13 protein-coding genes are annotated in these 18,120 nt (G+C 48.9%); 12 read left to right on the forward strand and 1 reads right to left on the reverse strand.

The features are described 5' to 3' along the window. The first annotated feature begins 158 nt into the window (after positions 1 to 158). The 6 genes from WBG83_RS03205 (at position 159) to WBG83_RS03230 (ending at position 8,464) form a co-directional block, all read left to right on the forward strand. Positions 159 to 2,123: a BbrUII/HgiDII family restriction enzyme gene (locus WBG83_RS03205; protein WP_336742644.1), complete on the forward strand. Its 1,965-nt coding sequence runs from the start codon at positions 159 to 161 to the stop codon at positions 2,121 to 2,123. 417 nt (positions 2,124 to 2,540) lie between these two features. Beyond that, positions 2,541 to 3,377, forward strand: a complete 837-nt coding sequence (locus tag WBG83_RS03210) for a metal-dependent hydrolase (protein WP_336742646.1) — start codon at positions 2,541 to 2,543, stop codon at positions 3,375 to 3,377. Positions 3,378 to 3,486: 109 nt separating this feature from the next. Next, positions 3,487 to 3,900, forward strand: a complete 414-nt coding sequence (locus tag WBG83_RS03215; protein WP_336742647.1) for a hypothetical protein — start codon at positions 3,487 to 3,489, stop codon at positions 3,898 to 3,900. A 7-nt stretch (positions 3,901 to 3,907) separates the two neighbouring features. After that, entirely contained in the window at positions 3,908 to 4,333 is a 426-nt protein-coding gene (locus WBG83_RS03220; RefSeq protein ID WP_336742649.1) for a hypothetical protein, read from the forward strand. A 13-nt stretch (positions 4,334 to 4,346) separates the two neighbouring features. Beyond that, positions 4,347 to 6,596, forward strand: a complete 2,250-nt coding sequence (locus tag WBG83_RS03225) for a hypothetical protein (protein ID WP_336742650.1) — start codon at positions 4,347 to 4,349, stop codon at positions 6,594 to 6,596. Then, positions 6,593 to 8,464 (forward strand): hypothetical protein, encoded by a 1,872-nt coding sequence (locus WBG83_RS03230; RefSeq protein WP_336742651.1) that lies wholly within the window; start codon positions 6,593 to 6,595, stop codon positions 8,462 to 8,464. Before WBG83_RS03225 ends, WBG83_RS03230 begins: the two co-directional genes overlap by 4 nt. Positions 8,465 to 8,612: 148 nt before the next feature. Here WBG83_RS03230 and WBG83_RS03235 read toward each other — a convergent pair whose 3' ends face one another. Further along, positions 8,613 to 9,851 (reverse strand): IS110 family transposase, encoded by a 1,239-nt coding sequence (locus WBG83_RS03235; RefSeq protein ID WP_336742652.1) that lies wholly within the window; start codon positions 9,849 to 9,851, stop codon positions 8,613 to 8,615. A 761-nt stretch (positions 9,852 to 10,612) separates the two neighbouring features. On the opposite strand from WBG83_RS03235, the gene WBG83_RS03240 reads away from it, so the two are divergent. The 6 genes from WBG83_RS03240 to WBG83_RS03265 all read left to right on the forward strand — a co-directional run bounded on the left by WBG83_RS03240 (position 10,613) and on the right by WBG83_RS03265 (position 17,371). Further along, entirely contained in the window at positions 10,613 to 12,400 is a 1,788-nt protein-coding gene (locus WBG83_RS03240; protein WP_336743101.1) for a TraG/VirB4 family ATPase, read from the forward strand. A 3-nt stretch (positions 12,401 to 12,403) separates the two neighbouring features. Next, the gene (locus WBG83_RS03245) at positions 12,404 to 13,576 is read left to right on the forward strand and encodes a M23 family metallopeptidase (RefSeq protein ID WP_336742654.1); all 1,173 of its coding nucleotides are present in this window, start codon (positions 12,404 to 12,406) and stop codon (positions 13,574 to 13,576) included. 16 nt (positions 13,577 to 13,592) lie between these two features. Next, positions 13,593 to 13,859 carry a hypothetical protein gene (locus WBG83_RS03250; protein WP_336742656.1) on the forward strand — a complete coding sequence of 89 codons (267 nt, stop codon included), beginning with the start codon at positions 13,593 to 13,595 and terminating at the stop codon, positions 13,857 to 13,859. Next, entirely contained in the window at positions 13,859 to 15,997 is a 2,139-nt protein-coding gene (locus WBG83_RS03255; protein ID WP_336742658.1) for an FtsK/SpoIIIE domain-containing protein, read from the forward strand. Before WBG83_RS03250 ends, WBG83_RS03255 begins: the two co-directional genes overlap by 1 nt. Before the next feature lie 147 nt (positions 15,998 to 16,144). Beyond that, positions 16,145 to 16,582, forward strand: coding sequence for a hypothetical protein (locus WBG83_RS03260; protein ID WP_336742660.1), 438 nt, complete (start codon positions 16,145 to 16,147; stop codon positions 16,580 to 16,582). Positions 16,583 to 16,687: 105 nt separating this feature from the next. After that, entirely contained in the window at positions 16,688 to 17,371 is a 684-nt protein-coding gene (locus WBG83_RS03265) for a DNA-methyltransferase (RefSeq protein WP_336742662.1), read from the forward strand. Positions 17,372 to 18,120 lie beyond the last annotated feature (749 nt).

An 18,120-nucleotide genomic window follows, 5' to 3' on the forward strand; every position in this document is an offset into this window, starting at 1 on the left:
TTCGTTCCAAGCAAGATTCGCCCTCTACTGACGCAGATTCATGGGCTTCTTAAGCTTGAGAACTTTTCACTGTCCAGTATTAATTTTGTTTTTAAGTATTGATTTATTTTTGGATGAGAATATAATTCCATATAAAGGGTGGAGAGGGAGGGTTTTGTTTGTCAAAGTATATTATAACAATGGATTTGCAAGTTTTAAACCATTTGGGTTTAAATCTATATAGTAATATGCCTGCTGTAATTTCTGAAGTCGTTGCCAATGCTTGGGATGCTGATGCAGAAAATGTAGATATTGAAATTGAAGGTAATTCACAAATTACAATCATTGATGATGGTTGTGGGATGAGTATTGATGATATAAATAGCAGGTTTCTAAAAGTGGGATATCGAAAAAGAAATGAGCGTTCTAGGACCCCGAAGCATAACAGACCTTTTATGGGGAGAAAAGGGATTGGCAAATTATCTTTGTTCTCAATAGCCCATGAAATTACAATATTATCTTATAAAAATGGAGAAAAAAATGCACTGCAGATAAATACAAACAAACTTTCTGAAGCAATTAGAGACAATAAAGAATATCATCCTGACCCTTTATCCCCGAACGATGTCGATTTTAGTTCGAATGGGACTAAAATTATTTTGAGACAATTAAAAAAAAGAACCCTAAACCTTGGCAAATATTTGAAGAGAAGGCTTGCACGGCGGTTTTCGATAATTGGAGACGAGTATAAATTTAATATAAAAATTAATAATGAACCATTGAAGTTAGAAGATAGAGAATATCTGTCAAAGGCTGAATACTTATGGATATATGGAGTAGATAAAAAAGAAAAGATATTAAGCGAAACCAGTAAGAATGTTCTAATTAGCAATTTTGAACGAAATAATATATGGGTACATAATGAAACTAACTATAAATTGACCGGATGGATTGCAACCTCAGTTGAACCCAATGCTTTAAAGGATGAAGATGAAACAATTAATAGAATTGCTGTTATGATTAGAGGAAAGATGGCAAAGGAAGACATTCTATCAGAGTTTAGTCAAACCGGTCTGTATGCGAAATATGTCTTTGGGGAATTGCATGTGGAATTTCTTGATACCGATGAAGAAGATGATATTACAACAAGTAACAGACAAAACATTTTTGAGGATGATGAGCGATATATTGCTCTTAAAGAATTTGTAAGGGAAGAACTTAGGCACATAAAAAATGAATGGATAGGTTTAAGGAATGCAAGAGGAACAGAAAATGCTGTAAAAATAGAAGTAATTAAAGAATGGTACGATGAATTAGGGCCAGATGATAAAAAGATCGCAAAAAAATTTTTTGGTAAAATTAATCAATTAACGTTGGAAACATCAGAAGAACAAGAAGAATTAATAAGGCATGGTGTTCTTGCATTTGAGACATTGAAATTAAAAAATTCATTAAGTGAGTTTGAACAAATATCTGTAGAAGACATTAGTGCGTTTATCAAAGCCGCCAACACTTTAAATAGTATTGAAGCTACGTTTTATTATAAAATAGTATATGAAAGGCTTGCTATTATTAAGAAAATGAAGGAAGTTGTAAGTGAAAATGCTTTGGAGAAAGTTATTCAGGAGCATCTTGCCCAAAACTTATGGTTACTTGATCCTTCATGGGATAGAGGAACAGAAATACCAGCTGTAGAGGAAGCGATTAAGACACAATTTGACATTGTCAATGATTCACTGACACAGAATGAAAAAGATGCAAGGCTTGATGTTCGTTATAAAAAAGCTTCAAATAAGCACTTAATTATAGAATTAAAAAGAGCTGGTAGGCAAGTCAGGTCACTTGAACTTACAGAACAGATTAGAAAATATCACTCTGCTATGAATAAGGTTTTGAACGAGGGTAACCATAAGGAACCGTTTGAAATAATAGTATTATTGGGGAAACAACTGGACGGTGAAAATGTACACAGTGATACTTACGAGGTCACGTTAAAAAGTTTTCAACTTTATAATACGCGCATAATGTATTATGCAGAGCTGATAGCTAATGCAGAAAAAATGTATAGCGAGTTTATAGAAAAAAATAAGGAAGCGGCTAAATTATTTGATAAATTCATTAAGTCGTCTCACAAACAGGAGTAAGTGTAGATCTATCTACGATCCAAGAAGTTTGACCTTTATATGGTTTATTGTCGCAGCGAGCAATTATAGGCAAATTATAATATTTGGAATAACCTAAGATGTAATATCTTGTTGATTGGTCAATAGGCGGTGGGGGTTGATCATTGAGGCAGTAACCAAACCTGCTGCTTGTGGTATAAATAGTTTCCTTTTCCAAATCAAATCACCTCATGGAATTTATACTAAAATTTTATCCAATTTTTTTTGAAATATGTATGAAATCATGATTTTTTATACTTCACTTTCTATGTAAAATCATACTTTTTGCATACTCCACAAGCCATTTTATCTGCTAACATAAGGAATATAGAATCTCATCACCAAAAGCCGTCTCCTTCCAGGGGCGGCTTTTGTCATGGAAAGGAGGTGATTAATCTAATGAACAACGCAGGCCATTTATCCTTGGGTATGCTGCTCGGTACATTGTGGCTCGGACAGACGGGCGGCTTTTCTGGAGAGCACGGCATCTTGGGTGCGGCCATTACGCTGGTGGGCGTGGCTATCGGCTCCCGCGCCCCGGATATTGATCACAAGACAAGCACGGCCAGTAAGCTTATCACACCGTTCCCAGCACATCTAAGACGCAAATTTAACCTGTTCGGGTCGTTCTTGACCTTGGTGGGTCTGAGCTTGTGTCTTTTTCGTTTCGGTATGCTACCGGCACCAGGCTGGCTACCAGATAAGCTGCTTCTAAGCGCGCCGCTAGTGACAGGCTCCGGATTGCTGCTGCTTGCCTTGTCTCGGCTGCGGGACCTGATTTTACTTGGGGTCGGTGCCCTGGTACTGGCCGGGTACATGATTTTTCACTGGCACTGGTTCGCAGCCTTCGCCGGGGTGGCCGTCATGGCCATACCGTTCGTCCGGCACCGGGGTATCATTCACACGCCGGAATTTGCAATGGCTTTGACCATCGGCGGCCTGTCACTGGTTGCCTATAGCCCTTGGTGGCTGGCGGCATTCATGGCGGGGCTTGTGATCGGCTGGTGGACACATCTAGCCGGGGACCTACCGGGCAAAGAGGGTATTCACTCTTTGTTCGTACCCCGGCTCAAGCTGGCGCTGAACCTGTTCGCGAATGGGGGCAAGGCGGAGCGCTGGGTGACGCGAGTCAGCTGGAGCTTGTGTGTCTGCATGTGGGTCTGGATGCTGGCATGGCCAGGCAGCATGCCGGTCATGGAAACGTTAGAGCATGTGCGGCTGCTGCCGTACTCGTAACCTACGAAAAACGTAGGTTATCCTGCTTTAAATTGAGGTTTTATTGACGCAACCTACGATAAACGTAGGTTATTTGTATTTCACTACTTTAAACGAGGAGTCGTGTAACATGAACCAATTGAAAACATGGTTTTTCTCACTCATGGTAATGGCGGGGGTGCTGCTGCTGCCGATCATTGCATTTGCAGAGGAGGAAGGGAACCCGGTCAAGAAAATCCGGGAGAAAATGAAATTTAACTGGAAGGTGCTTGATGGGCTGGACTTCCTTTTTAGTCCGCTCATGATCGTGCTGACCTTAATTGTGTTTGCGGTTCTGATTGTGCTGATTGTACGTGTCATTTTTCATATCTATAAGATTTCCACAGGGAAGGAATCGATTAAAAACAAGACGTTCTGGATCGAGATGGGCTTTGTCATCCTGATTTTGTTCTTGCTGTTCAGCGGCGCATTCTTCAGCATTTTGGAAAACATCTACGAATGGCAAAATGATCAGGACATTGGCCAGCAAACAACAACGGGGTAAGCGGTCCATGTTCAGGAAATGGAAAAGGGTGCTTCTGCAGGGAAGCGCCTATGTGGGGGCCGTCTGGGTGTGCTGGATCCAGCGGCCTATTCTTATGCTTGCCGCGCAGAAAGGCATGACGGAAGAAGAAATGAATGCCGCGTATAAAAGCCAAATGGAACAGAAATTCCCGATTAAATCCGACACGATTGAAAGCGTGAACTGGCTGCTCCTCCTCGGAGGCGTGGTAAGCTCGGTGCTGGCCATTGTGGCCCTGGTGTATTGGGTGACGCAGTTCAAGCTTCGATTACTGCAAATCAGCCTGGGGAGGGCAGCCCTGAAGGATGCCAGGTTCTGGACTCGGATGGGGCTGGCCCTCGTCATTATTTTTTCTTTTATTTCGGGTGCCGTGTTTTTGCTGCTGTCCGGTTGGTATGACCTGACGAGAGTGTGAAGGAGGTGGGTAGATGAAAAAATGGCTATCGGGTGCGGTGCTGTCCCTGATTTTCTTCCTTGGGGCGAGTCAATCGGTGTATGCCGAAAGTGATTGGTACATTCCGGATTGGGTTACGGAGCTCAGTGAGAAAATCAACGACATGATGAAGATGTACTCTAACCTGATGACAGGCCAGTTTTTGAAGGTGGCCATGGATTATTACATTGTCCAGAATATTGATGAAGTGTACGCGCCGCTCTACGATGTGTTTGGCAAAACATATCTGTTTACCCCGCAGCTGGCCAGCATTGAGCTTGTGTATGACGGCTGGAGCTTGTTCTCCGTTGTCGGTCTGATGCTGATTATCATTGCCGTGCTGTATTTATCCATGAAGGTCATTCATGGTAAGACGGAAATGAAGAAGCTGCTCGTCACCTTTGTCGTGGCAATGGTCCTGGTTTATTACAGCCTGAACATCATGAATTTCTGTAACGTTGGCGTGAATTGGGTGACGCAAAAGGTGCTGGCGGACATGCTGGCCACCACAAATATCAACTACCAGGGGCTCGATGGGCAGCAGGTGCTCAAGGCGCTCATTATCGGCAGCGATGCAATTACGAATCCGTCCATTGCGTCCAAATCGGCGGGCAAGCTGATTGCCGATCAGCCGGGGGGCGTATTCATGTTGATGGTGGTCACCTGGTGCATGATTTTCCCGCTGTATCTGATTTCGGTCTTCAAAGTCTTACTCTTAATTGTATTAGCCGTGTTCGTGGCCTTTTGGATTACGACAGCGGCTTTTACCGGCAAGACAGAAATCATGGTCGGCTTCCTGAACATTTACATTCGGACGCTCCTCGTTGGGTTTATCCTTGCCCTGCACTGGGGAGCGTTCGTCAAAGCGCAGGCCAGCTATGGCAGCGGGGTGGGCTTATCCGCCCTCACCGGCATTATGCCCACGCTGATGGCTGTGGGGTCCGGCGTTTTCCTGCAGCTGTTCCTGGTGTTCTTTTGGCTGCTGCCTATTTATCGCTCCTTCAAGCAGCCGCTGACGCTCAACGGCGGGGCCGTGGTGGAGAAGGCCGGGGACGTGGGGGAAAAGCTGTCTACGGTCATGAACTACATGGGGAAACGCTTTGGGAGCGAGGAGCTGCAATCGAAAAGCTTGCGCTGGAAAAAGAAAAGCAAACAGATGGCTGATCTGGGTCGGCGCATGCAGGAGCAAAGCAGCGACTTCTTCCGGGATTATGCCCTCTCCCAAGCCAGCGGCGGCGTAACAGAGGCACTTCAGCAAGTTCAGTATGATGTTCCAGAGCTGGAGGTACAGCCGACCGGAACGATGACACAGGTCATGATGAAGCCAACGGAATTTGGCTTTCAACAGCTGGCCACGCCGGAGGTCCGGAATATGCTGTCCACCCAAGGCTTTGCTGCAGCCTCCAGCATGTCGATTGCTTCAGGACAACGCGGGACCGTTTCTGCCTGGGTGCAGCAAGTCCAGCAAGCTGGATCGGAGCTGGGCAAGCAAATTTCGTGGGATGCCCAGACCGGCAAGCTGCATGTGACGGGAGGCGAAGAATCACTGCGGTCTGTAGTCAAGGCCATGGATGAGTTTCAGGTCGCTCCGGAGCAGGTCGCCGCAGGGATGATGAAAGAGGGTCTGTTTGTCAATTTAAAGAGCAAGCAGGTAGAATCCGTGGGGCAGGATGAGCAGACGTATCAAGCAGGCCTGAAGGAGTTAAAGCAAAGCGAGTTGCTGCTGACCAAAATGAAATTTACTCCGGAAGAAGCAGCGGAAGGACACCGGCTGTTGCAACTGCACCGGGAGCAGCACCCCTGGATTGAACAGGCGGTTTTCAAATCCGGTGCGCTTTGGATTCCGCAGGCCAACTATGCGGAAGCGCTCCGCATCTTCGAATCCCTGCGCCAGCGCGAGGTGATGCGGCTGGATATGCCGGACGGTTCACGGTTTTTGCATGATCTCATGCACGTGGTCCGCAGGGATCCGGACTTGTCCGCTGCCGTGACGGAAGATATCCAGGGGAACTATGTCGATGTCCGTTCTGATGCCGTAGGCGCTTTCCGGAAACGGTATGAGGAGTTTACGAAGGCACGTACCCCATTTTGGCGGACGTCAAGCGGCGCGATTAAAATCATCCTGGACGGGGTGCCGGTGGATTATGGCCATGTACCTCCTATGGGCCTGGATATGGGCAGCTTCGAGGCGCTGCAGCGGCAGACGCTCCGGAAGCAAAGTGCAGGTAAGGAGGCGATCACGTGAGTCCGGAACAGGAACAAGCCCAGGCGAACAAGGAACTGCTCCGGGCCAGCCTGATGGGCGATATCCGGGAGGATGTGGAATATGCCGGGCTGACCTTGGCGGATATTCTCTGGATTACGGTGGTGACACTTGGAATCGGCGGATTGCCGGTCATGTTGTCGGCGCTCTTGCCTGAAGGCGTGTTATATAAGGTCGGCTGGTTTCTGCTGGTGTTTGTGGTGTACACGGGCATGCGCTATTTGAAGGTGCCGTATCGGCTGCGGCGCTGGATCCGTTATATCCGGACACCCAAATCAGGAGAAGACCTCGGTCTATTAGGCGTGCAAGAGGACAGCTGGCTGTACCGCAGCCCGTTTGTGTGGCAGGCCGTCCACCGGCTCACTGCACCGCCCTGGAACACAGCCGTGTATGATGAGCGGGAAAAACGCCTTGGCGGCTTTGAACTATTCCTCCGCACAGCGGCGCAGGAGCAAACCGATGTGAGTATTCACGCCGAGCAGGTGCCGGACTTTCGGTGGGAGCTGTGGGAGGAAAAGCTGGCCCAAAATCCGGACAAACCCGGCATTGCAGCCATGACCGCGCGGCGTATTGCCCGGATGAAAGCATTAGCACAGGGAGGCGCAGCCATGCGGAGTGAATATATCCTGCGGCTGGCCTTCCGGGAAAAAGCCCTGAATAAGCTGCAGCGGGAGGACGAACCGGAAGGGCTAACCAAAGAGCAGCTGCTCCGGCAGCGGCTTATTGCGGACATCCAGGATCGCCATCAGCGGCTGCTGCCCTATTTACACGATGCCGGTCACACCACAACCCCACTATCCGGCTATGCGGTTGCCGAGGTGCTGGCACGTCACTGGGATCCGCTGTCCTGGCGGGCGTGGAAAGGCCAAAACGGGTCCTGGGAAGAAGGGAAGGAAGAAACCGAAGAGCTGCAAAATCAATGGCTCACGGTACAAGAAGAACAAGCGGAGCAAATTCCTTCAGGTGAAGAAGCAAAGACCGGCTGGAAAGGCTGGTCCGCATGCTTGGATGCCTTTCGGAAAGCACTGGGTTGGTGCAAGCAAATGATTATAAGCTTGGTGCAAAGGTTACGCCGACACCGTCCAGGGAAGCCGACAAAAGATATCGCGCTTTCGGAGCGGATGGAGATTGAAAAACAGGAAGAGTTTCTTCTGCTCGAAGCGCATGGCGGGCTGCAATCGGCTGAAGAAGAACACCCATCTGGACAATCCCCTGCAGAGGAAGGGGAACCCTCGCCGCTGCTGATTATTACGAGTCCAGCACCGACCGGGAAAACCTTTGTAGCCACCGGGCTGGCCGCAGCTAACAGCACGGCGGCGCAGCCGGTGACGCTGCTGGACTTATCCCCGGATCAAGGGGCAGTGTCCTGGCTGAATCCGCTATTGCAGGGGGAGCAGGAGGGCTGGAAAATGTACACCTCCCGAAATGTACCGGGCCTCACGCTCTATACGGTACAGGATCCGGCGGTGCTTATGCCCGAACGTCTGGGGCCGTTCATTGCCGGGCAGCTGCAGGAGAAGCGCCGCGTTATCGTGGACATGCCCTGGTCTTACCCCTGGCGAGATACGCTGCTGCAGCTTGGACAAGGGGTGGCGCTAGTGGATACGGATTATCATCACTGGATGTGCTGGGAACAGGCTGCACCGGCATGGCAGGGACAGGTTTGGCAAAACCAGTCCGAAGTCGATATGGAATGCTTAACGCAGGAGCACTGGCAGCTGCCGGTATCGCGCCGGTTTGAAACGTACCCGGCTGTACGCCAGCATCTGTATCAGGGCAGGATGATGGCTTTGGAGCCGGACGTGAGAGCAGCGTTTGAATGGAGAGCCCAGCGGTGCAATGTCAAGTAGATGAATTTATGAAATTGGAAAAAGAATTACCGAAATCGTCTTTGGAGTAGAAAAAAGGGTACACGAAGCTAGACCCACCATGTTGGCTGAATTTTCAGACACTTTTGTAGTGTGGGCGAACTGTTAGAAATGGTAGAATCCGGTAGTCCTAAGGATTCCTCCTCTCAGGGGGTGTGTACAAGGTGTTGGTCTTCAGTAGCATGAATACCAACCGTACCAATTTTCGTGCAGAAAGGACGAGTGCTCGTTTGTGCTTGTGCTTCGGTACTTCGTCGTACTTCTTTTTGTAGAATGCGCCATACTCGGCATCATGCTTGCGGATCGAATCGGCGGCTTGTACCAAGTAATAACGCAAGTATTTATTGCCAGTGGGCATGCGATACGTTTCGTCTGCTTCAAACTCGCCCGACTGATGCTGGCTCCATACGAGACCTGCGTACTTTGCTAAAGCATGGTGATCGGCGAAACGGTCAATACCGCCAATCTCAGCGAGAATACCCGCAGCAAAGACAGGGCCAACGCCTTTGACCGACATAAGCGTCTGGGGAATGCCCTTCATAATTTTGGCGATCTCCTTATCGAGCTTCTTCACCTCGGATTCGAGATGTTGAATAACGCTCAGGGTCGTGGCCATGGAGATGTTTACTGGATCGGCCATAGCCTTGTCCAGACGGTACGAGGAGCGCGCAATTTTCTTCAGGTAGGCGGCGATCTCCTCCGGATTGTCGAAGCGTTTCTTGCCCTTGTCTTGAAGGAAGGCAATCAGATCGTCCATCGACATATTCACCACTTGTTCAGGCTCAAGCTCTTGAATGACAGCTAGCGAGGTGTTGCCGAACGTATCTGAAAAAGGGTTGTCTTGCCGCATACCGCTGAACTTCAAAAAGACCTGATTCAAAAAATAGGTCTTGTCTCGTTTGATGTTGTTAATCAAATAAAATCGCGTGCGGGTCAGGCGCTGCAAGGCTTCATATTGGATGATGTCTTTCATCTCATGAGGCAGTCGTCCAAATCGCAGATGGTCTGCAATCACCCAGGCATCGATGCGGTCATTCTTAGGAAGAGCTTCATACCCCTTCTTGAATTTAGCCACTTTTCGTGCATTTAAGACGTAAATCTGGGATTGAATGTTAGGTTCATATCCCTGTAGCTCGGCTTTCAGGTAGTGAGCGAGATGCCAGCCAAGATTAGCAGTGGCCTCCATCCCGATGCGAAGCTCCTGCGCTCCCGCTTTGGATGCCGTGTCCAACATCTTATGAATGAGGGAATCAGCCCCGGCTCGATCATTGGGCACAGCAAAGGAAGCGAGTGAGGTACCGGTCCCATCCATGAATTGTACATGGTGTGACTTTAAGCTAACGTCTATTCCAATCAGCATTGGTGACATAGAATCACCTCCTATGTTTAGAGAATCAAGCAAAACTCAGACCTGAGTGCCCGTGGAAACCACCGACTTCAGCCTCGTCATTAGCACTCATCCACAAGCGTCCGACAATTGATGGGTGCTACGCCCCGGACGATTGAGAGGCGCAACCAGCGGTTAGAACATGAGTGATGGATCACGGGTAGCAGGCTTTAACAGCAGTACCTACAGCGCTTTTTCAGAAGCGCACTTCGGAAGCGTACGCTTTCGGTCCGCAAGGAGGAAAAGAAATCTCCTGAGAGGTGCTTGTTGATCCCATTGTTCCACAGGCAGGTCTGAGAAGTCTATAGCCGGTTATTGGCGATGGGGACATGGCCCATCTCACGGCTAAAGCTATGGAGTTGTCTAAAGAGCGCATGGCAAAGAAGTGCAGCTTAGAAAAGCGGACTGCAAGGACAAGAATGATATTCGGCTCCAGCTTCCTCATTCGAGGTAAAGCGGTGAAACAGGTGAACCGGGTGAAGCAGGAATGAGGAAGCTGGAGCTTCTTTCAAACCACGGGCCCCGACTTCCGTTCCTCGCCTTTCGGCTGCGGTACGGGTTCGGCTACGCCCTCCAGAATGGGCCCCAAACTGGAAATTCTAATCACTCTGTTTCAACCGTCCGGATCAGCTGGAAAAAGAGCAAAAAGATCTTACAAGTACGATTATACGAGGAGGAACCTGATGCTGGCCGCAACCAAACGCCTCCTGAAAGCTTGGAGGAAAGAGAAGACGCACACGTTGGTGAACCCGATACTGGATGGGAAAGATGTGACCAGCGGACATTATGTCCGGGTTATTGCGATAGCCGAATACCCGCCGACCATTTTAGCAGGCTATTTGGACCAGCTGGACAAAAAGCTGCGTACCCACGGGGCGATACTCAAAAAGACGGTCCGCTATGCACCGGCTAACCTGGTCTGGAACCAGTCCATGATCAACAAGCTGAAGCGGCTTGAGCAAAATATGAAGCAGGCAACCACCTATGAACCAGGGCGGCGGGAGGAACAGGATGCCTACCATACGATCCTTGCCCTGCGGGATTCGCAAACCAATGATAACCGGATCCTGATCGATGTATGGACCTATTTGACGATTGCTGCGCCAAAGAAACACCAGCTCGATGCGGCCACCGAGGAAATGAAAACCTGGTTTGGCCATTTAGGCGGGGAGCTTGACACACTCAAACGGGAGCAAGTCGAAGCGATGCGGCAGACAAGTCCGCTGCACGATCCGGACACGGACCGGAGTGAATTTTTTACGAAAACGCATTATGGGCGTGCAGCGATGGACACTGCTGCTGCCCGGACCTATCCGATGACCCGCGGATCGTTCTCCGACCATAAAGGGTTATATGCAGGCCGCCGAACGGAAGATGGCGGTTTTTGTTTTATCAATTTGTGTGACCCGAACGACAGCCGCGCCCAAAATGTCACGGTGTTTGGGAAAACCGGCGAGGGGAAAAGCTTTTTCCTCAAGGCGCTGGTCGTGTCCCTTATCGAAGAAGGTGTCCATGTATTTGTGTTTGACCTGACCGGCGAATGGCGAGCCGTGTGCGAGGAAGTAGGCGGGGTCTACGTGGATCATTCCTCAGACAATGGCCGCTATTTCGAACCGATGAGCATCATGCCTGCACTTCCAGAGATGGACGAGGACTGCATCCGGTACAATCGTGGCCGGTACTTTCTGGCGATCCAGTCTACGATCCGCACCTTTTCCTTGCTAGCCGATGGGCTGAGCAAAGAGGAATTGTTTGAGGTCGGGGAAGCCATTCGCCGGGTATACGCCAGGGCAGGCATTTATCGTGACCGGCCCGAGACATGGGATCACTTTGAGGGACCCAAGCCGACCATTCATGCTGTTTTTGAGGAAATCCGGCAGGAGAAAGAACAGGACAATCCGGATGCAAAAAGCGTATTTGGAAAGGTGAAGCTTTATTTCATCGGCGTCTACGATGGCATGTTCCGCATCGAGGAGCCACCGGCTTATCACCGCGTGCCGCTGGTCGTTTACAAAGTGGGCGAAGGAACCAGCGATGACAATAAAAAAGATGAGAATGCCAAGCAGTCCCAAATTAAAATGTCCATGGCTTTCGATATGGTAAACAGCAACATCCAGATGCTGAAATACGAAGGGGCGAGCTTCTCGGCGGTCCTGGTGGATGAGGGGCAGCGGCAGGCGAAAAATCCGGAAATGCTGAGTGCCATCTTTGCCTGGTACACCACGATTAGGCAATGGAATGGGATGATGATCCTGGGTGCCAATACGCCGGACATTATGCTGGAGAATGCCGCAGGCCGGGGCTGCTGGGAGAACACCAGTGTCCGGGTGTACTTTTTCATGGAACATAGCGCCGTGCGCTCCCTGGGCAAAGAGGCGGACATACCAATTGAGATTCAGCAGCGCATTGCAAAAAACAAGGCTTCCCGCCGGTATGTGCTGGAGTACCATGGCAGCTACGATGAGCTCATCATGGATGTGCCGGACGAAGAAGCTGCGTTATACAGAACGCGCGGTCTGAAGGTGGTCTAGGCGATGAGTGAGACCATGGTTTCCAAAGCAGGCACGATGGCCAAAGAAATGGTGAAGTCGGAGGTGAAGTCATATCTCTGGCGAAAAGCGGGTGCATACCTTGCCGCCAATCCGATGGTGATTGGTATCATCGTGCTTGTTATCGCGCTGATGATTTTTATGGTTGTGGCCTTTGTCGCGCTCTGGATTCCGTATCTGGCGATGACATCACCCGATACGTTTAAGGAATGGGAAGCTGCCTCATCTGCCGGTTATGTGCCGTCTTACAGTTTACCCGTCAAGGTGGATAGTGACGGGCAAGAGTATGTGTGGCCCGTACCGCAAATCCGAACCTTATCCTCCCGTTTTGGTGACCGGGAAGGGCGAGGAGGAGCCTCGCATAAGGGGATGGATATCGCCGCAGGGAAAGAAAATACCGAAATGCAGCCGGTGTATGCCATGGCAGCGGGCAAGGTGCAGTACGCCGGACCTGCCAGCGGGTATGGGCAAATGATAAGCATCGATCATAGCAGCGAGCTCCGGTCCATCTATGGTCATTTGGAGTCCGCCATGTTTGTCCGGACCGGACAGTCCGTGGAGAAGGGACAGCTCATTGCCCGGATCGGTCGCGGCATTGTGGGAACCTCGACCGGACCGCATTTGCACTTCCAGGTGGAGCTTGCTGGACAAGCGGTGGATCCGCTAGGGTATGTACAGCCACCGGCGATTATCATGCCAGCGAACTTGTCTTATCGGGCCATGTCCATTCCTGCCATGCAGGCTTGGCTGGACAAACGCAAGTCGGCCTTGGCCGATCCGCTGCTGCTGCAAGCCATTGACCGGGCCGGGCAAGCACAAAACGTGGATCCGCACTTGCTGATTGCAATTACCGGACAGGAGCAGTCCTTTGTTCCGCGGAATAACAATCACGCCGCACTCATCGTAAAGAATCCGTGGAACGTGTTCGGCTGCTGGTGTGAAGGCCGGGGAGCAACGTTAACCACAGAAGAATCCGCACTCATTGCGGCTAAAACCATCGTAAAACTGAGTCAAAATCGGCCTGCAGATGTGGATCCGATATCCTGGCTCAATGATCCAAGCAATCCCAATGGTATTTATGCAGAACACCGGGGATGGTGGCTAGGCGTGTCCAAGTTTTATGCTGCCATTTTGACGGATTTGGGCTTGAAATCGTAGAAAAGGAGGGTTCGCGTTGTCGGAGAATATTGTCATCATCGGGCTTGTCGTTTTCTTTATTTGGGTGTGGAAAAGCAAAGATAGTGAAGGAAAAGTGAAAATCCCGCCCTGGGTGTCGAAGCTGATTCTTCTGGGTCTTATTGTCATGCTGGTTCGAAATTCCAAAGACGTGCTGCACGTACTGTTCACGGAAGGGGACGCCTGGTGGCCGATCATTAAGGGCCATGTACAAAATCTGCTCGGGGGGCTTCGCTCCTTTGTGGCCAAACTGGGGGACGGGTAATGGAGGAGAAGCAAGCGGCTAAAAAGCAAGAGGCGGACAAGGGACTGGCCAATCTCGGGTATATGTTGCTGGCTACCGGCGCAGTGATGCAGTGGGGGTTTGACAACCCTGCTTTCGAGGATCCGGGCCGGATCGTCATGAAGGCAGGCGGGGTCCTATTCGTATTGTTTGTCCTGTGGCCCTATGTCCGCAAAAACCGGGCGAGTTTGCTGGACAAGGTCCGGCAATTATTGCGTAGGGGAACAAAGGGAATTCAACCTGCAACCCTGCTTCACGTCCGGACAGACCCGGCGCCGGTGTCCGGGTCCGGTGTAGTTGGGAATAAAAGCGGCGTTTCTATCCTGTTTGACGGACACAAAGAGCCTTTTTCTTTTCTGCCTGTCAATCCAAATCCGATCCCGTCCGGGACCATCACTGCCGAAATCGCTGCCCATTTAATCTCGGATACGCTGCAGCTTAATTCATTTTCAGTAGACGAACCGATTCAAATCTTAAACATTCAGTCGGGTCCCACGCTTCAGACGGTGGCTTTTCAATTGCCGCCTAAAATTCAGTTAAGTATGCTGACTAAAAAACGGGATGACATTGCCAATCATGCGGGGTTCCAGACCGGGTTTGACATCATGAGTAGTCCGTACAAAAGCTCAGCGGCATTCGCCATTCCACATAAAAAACGGGCATTTGTATACCTGCGCGAATGCCTGGCGGATCCAGAGGTCCAAGCTTTTATAGCCAAGGCTCAGCTGCCCATCGTAATTGGAAAGGATATGCTTGGCAAGACGGTTACGGCAGATTTAACGAAAATGCCGCATTTATTAATGGGAGGAGCAACGGGTTCAGGTAAATCGGTCTCACTAAACGTGATTTTAGCTAGCTTGCTTTTGACAAGATCCCCCGAGGAACTGAAGCTTCTTCTTCTTGATCCAAAGCTGGTAGAATTGTCCGCCTTCGAAGAGTATCCACATCTGCTCGCTCCCCCAGTCACGGATATGCGCCGGGCGGCACTAGCCATGCAGAAAGTCGTTGTAGAGATGGACCGGCGATATGAGCTGCTCAATGAGCATAAAGTCCGGAATATTATTCAGTACAATATGAAAAATCCAGACGCCAAGATGCCCTACATTGTTGTGGTCGTGGATGAGTATGCAGAATTAATGATGGTCGTTGCCAGTGAAGTGGAGGATGCAGTGCAGCGTATTGCCCAAAAAGCGCGGGCTGCAGGGATTCATATGATTTTAGCTACACAGCGACCCAGTGCGGATGTGGTAACTGGCGTCATCAAGGCTAATTTGCCAAGCCGAATCTCCTATAAGCTGCAAAATTATCATGATTACAAAACGATCTTGGATGCTTCAGCCCCGCCTTTAATGGGCCATGGGGATGGCATGATGATTATGAATGGAGAGCAGCCTGTACGCATTCAATCTGCGTGCATTTCGGCTAAAGAGGGAGAAGATATTCAGTTTTTGGATCAACTAAAGGCTTATTGGAATAGCTTGACTAAAGAGCAAAGTGGATCCTCAAAAGAAAACTGGGGAATGGAGAATGAGGAGGACAACCCTTATTCTGAAGAACAAGACCCATATACCGTTCCGCCATGGGAGGAGGGTGACTCGGAAGATAGTGGAATAAACGATGCCAGTCTGCAGGTGGCGGTTGGCCATACGAAGCAGGCCCGTTCTTCATATCCTGGTGTGGCCGAGGCTGTAGACCGAGAGGAGCTTTACCGGCAGGCAACACAGCTGCTCCATGAACGAGGGAATATTTCAGCAGATATTCTTAAAGCCGTTCTCGGTATTCCCTACGTTCCGGCCAGCAGCATCATGAGCCGAATGGACGAGGAGGGACTACTTGGTCCGCTGGATCCGGATACACGGACACGGCCTAAAGTAGAGGAATCCGAGCAATTAACGGACGAAGTGCTATTAAAGCGCATGAAGCTGTACATTTGCCAAACGCGATCTACGCGAACCGACGAGCTGCGTAGTGAGCTAGGGGTGCGTAAAGAGCGAATCATCGGCTTGCTGCAGCAGCTTATTGAAGAAGGATTCTTGGCTGCTCCCATAAACCGGAGAGCCGGTTATGAAATCGAGTGGAATGAGGAACAAATCCAGGAGTATCTATCCGGAATGGATTAGTTCCCAGCTTTAGTTCCCGAGATTAGTTCCCGAAAAATAAGGGGTTCATTATCGCCCAGAACCCGCATAAAATAAGGCCTTTTAAACGGGCCGAATCGGGAACTAATAACGGGAACTAATTCGGGAACTAAAAAAGGGGGGAGTTCAATGAAAACCTTTCAGGCTATGGCTGCACATCTTGAAATCGTGGATCGCACGCTTCGACGCTGGTGCTCGCTATTTGAAGAGCAAGGGTACTTCTTTGAGAAAGATGAACAGGGACGAAGAATTTTTACATCTGATGATAGCCGGTTGCTGGTTCGATTTAAAAAAGCAGCTCAAACGATGAAGCTGGAAGAAGCCGTATTGTTTGTTCTGCCCAAGAACAGAAAGAAACATAACCCGTCAGATAGCCCGCCACCAAGTGTTTCTGATAGCAGCCCAAGCAATTCAGAGTTTGGCAGGATGGAGCAAGTGCTCGATGAGCTGCAGGATTTCATCGCCAGTGATTTTTTCAGAGCAACTCTTTTTATGGAGCCAGATAAAGCCAGGCAACAGATGCTGGATTTGTTGAAACAGGTTCGTCAGCACGATGAGCAGATTTAAACGAAGGCATTTAAATCTAACGAAGCCATTTCCCTTGCTGCAGCAAGGCCTTTTTTTTACCTCAAAAACAGAACGTATATTCCCACAAACTAGGAGGTTTATAAGATGATTTATAACATGGATTGCATTCAAGGCGCACAACAATATCTAGCCAATGATTCTGTGGACCTCATCATTACGGACCCGCCATATAACCTTGGCTTTGGTGGGACAAACATGACAAAAATAAAGCGGCCTAGGTTCGACATCATTGCAAACGATAAGCTTTCCCCGCAGGAGTATCAGCGTTTCACGTTGCAATGGCTTTTCCAAGCTTACCGCGTACTGAAGCCAGGGCGGCATATTTATGTTTGCATCGATTGGCGGATGTATCCGGATATGGTGCGCTGGATGCGGCGGATCGGGTTTGTGGTGAAAAACTGCATCGTATGGAATAAAGAGCAAATGGGTATGGGATACCAGTACCGCTTCCAGCACGAATTTATTATCTTTGCGGTTAAGCCGGATAAAAAAGTGCGGCGAATTCCAAAACGGTCAGCTACTGACGTTTGGAGCGTTCCCCGTATTCAGGGAAACAAGACTGTTCACCCGACAGAGAAACCGGCCAAGTTGATGGATGAAATGATTTTAAATAGCAGTTTGGAAGGGGAACTTGTGGCCGACTTTTTTCTTGGGAGTGGGCCAGTCGCGCTGGCAACAAAGCAGCACGGCCGGGAGCTGATTGGCTTTGAGATCGATCCCAAGTATTTCACCCTAACCACGGATCGCCTTGCGGAAATGGAGCGGTAGATTTGTGCTTGAATATGCAAAAGCCAGTCATTCGCATGATGAGGAATGACTGGCTTTTAATATCCATTTTTTTTCGAAAAATTATAAAAGCGCTGGTAGGATAATTTTAGAACCTCCTCCCATGTCAGCCTATGTTGGAAGCGCCCTATTCGTGTTTCTTGATTTGAAAAATTACTATGGTAAGGGATGTTGTTTTAATCAATTATACCGACCTCTGCATTTAGTACAGTTGCTTTGATCCCTTCGCCTGTCGGTTACCCTGCCTGTATAGCCGAACTCTGTTACATGCTTTGTTTTCTCGCAATAAGGGCAATATTTTAAAATTTCTGACCCATCATATCCTACTAAATTTGTAACTCGATTGTTGTTAGCATCGTATCCATTCATCATTGTAAAATCACAAGCCATTAAACCATTTTTTGCTGGGAAGATAAATGAATTTTCCTTGTCTCCATTCAAATATTCTATTTGAACAGGTGTATCAAATTTTATAGGAACCCTCATTATCATATTTAAAGTCACCTCCATTCAATGTCGATCATAACAACATCTGGAAAATAGGGCAAGTGACATATGGGATTTGGCCAACAATTGCATTTCTTAGTTCTAAAGGTCTTAATACGGCTCTTTCAAAATGTATGCTTTTTGAGACGGTTTGAATTATTGTTGATTTCTAGTATCAAAATGTGCTAAATACACTTTAGAGACGTATCAATAAAATACAATACTTTTTGAAACAACAATTACAG

Origin of the sequence: Paenibacillus sp. y28 (genome assembly GCF_037137075.1) — a bacterium.
Taxonomy (GTDB): Bacteria; Bacillota; Bacilli; order Paenibacillales; family NBRC-103111; genus JBBBNV01.

Coding starts and splice junctions, on each gene's coding strand:
- WBG83_RS03220 (WP_336742649.1), top strand. CDS start 3,908: ATGTTCAGGAAATGGAAAAGGGTGCTTCTGCAGGGAAGCGCCTATGTG.
- WBG83_RS03225 (WP_336742650.1), top strand. CDS start 4,347: ATGAAAAAATGGCTATCGGGTGCGGTGCTGTCCCTGATTTTCTTCCTT.
- WBG83_RS03265 (WP_336742662.1), top strand. CDS start 16,688: ATGATTTATAACATGGATTGCATTCAAGGCGCACAACAATATCTAGCC.
- WBG83_RS03260 (WP_336742660.1), top strand. CDS start 16,145: ATGAAAACCTTTCAGGCTATGGCTGCACATCTTGAAATCGTGGATCGC.
- WBG83_RS03245 (WP_336742654.1), top strand. CDS start 12,404: ATGAGTGAGACCATGGTTTCCAAAGCAGGCACGATGGCCAAAGAAATG.
- WBG83_RS03255 (WP_336742658.1), top strand. CDS start 13,859: ATGGAGGAGAAGCAAGCGGCTAAAAAGCAAGAGGCGGACAAGGGACTG.
- WBG83_RS03215 (WP_336742647.1), top strand. CDS start 3,487: ATGAACCAATTGAAAACATGGTTTTTCTCACTCATGGTAATGGCGGGG.
- WBG83_RS03210 (WP_336742646.1), top strand. CDS start 2,541: ATGAACAACGCAGGCCATTTATCCTTGGGTATGCTGCTCGGTACATTG.
- WBG83_RS03235 (WP_336742652.1), bottom strand. CDS start 9,851: ATGTCACCAATGCTGATTGGAATAGACGTTAGCTTAAAGTCACACCAT.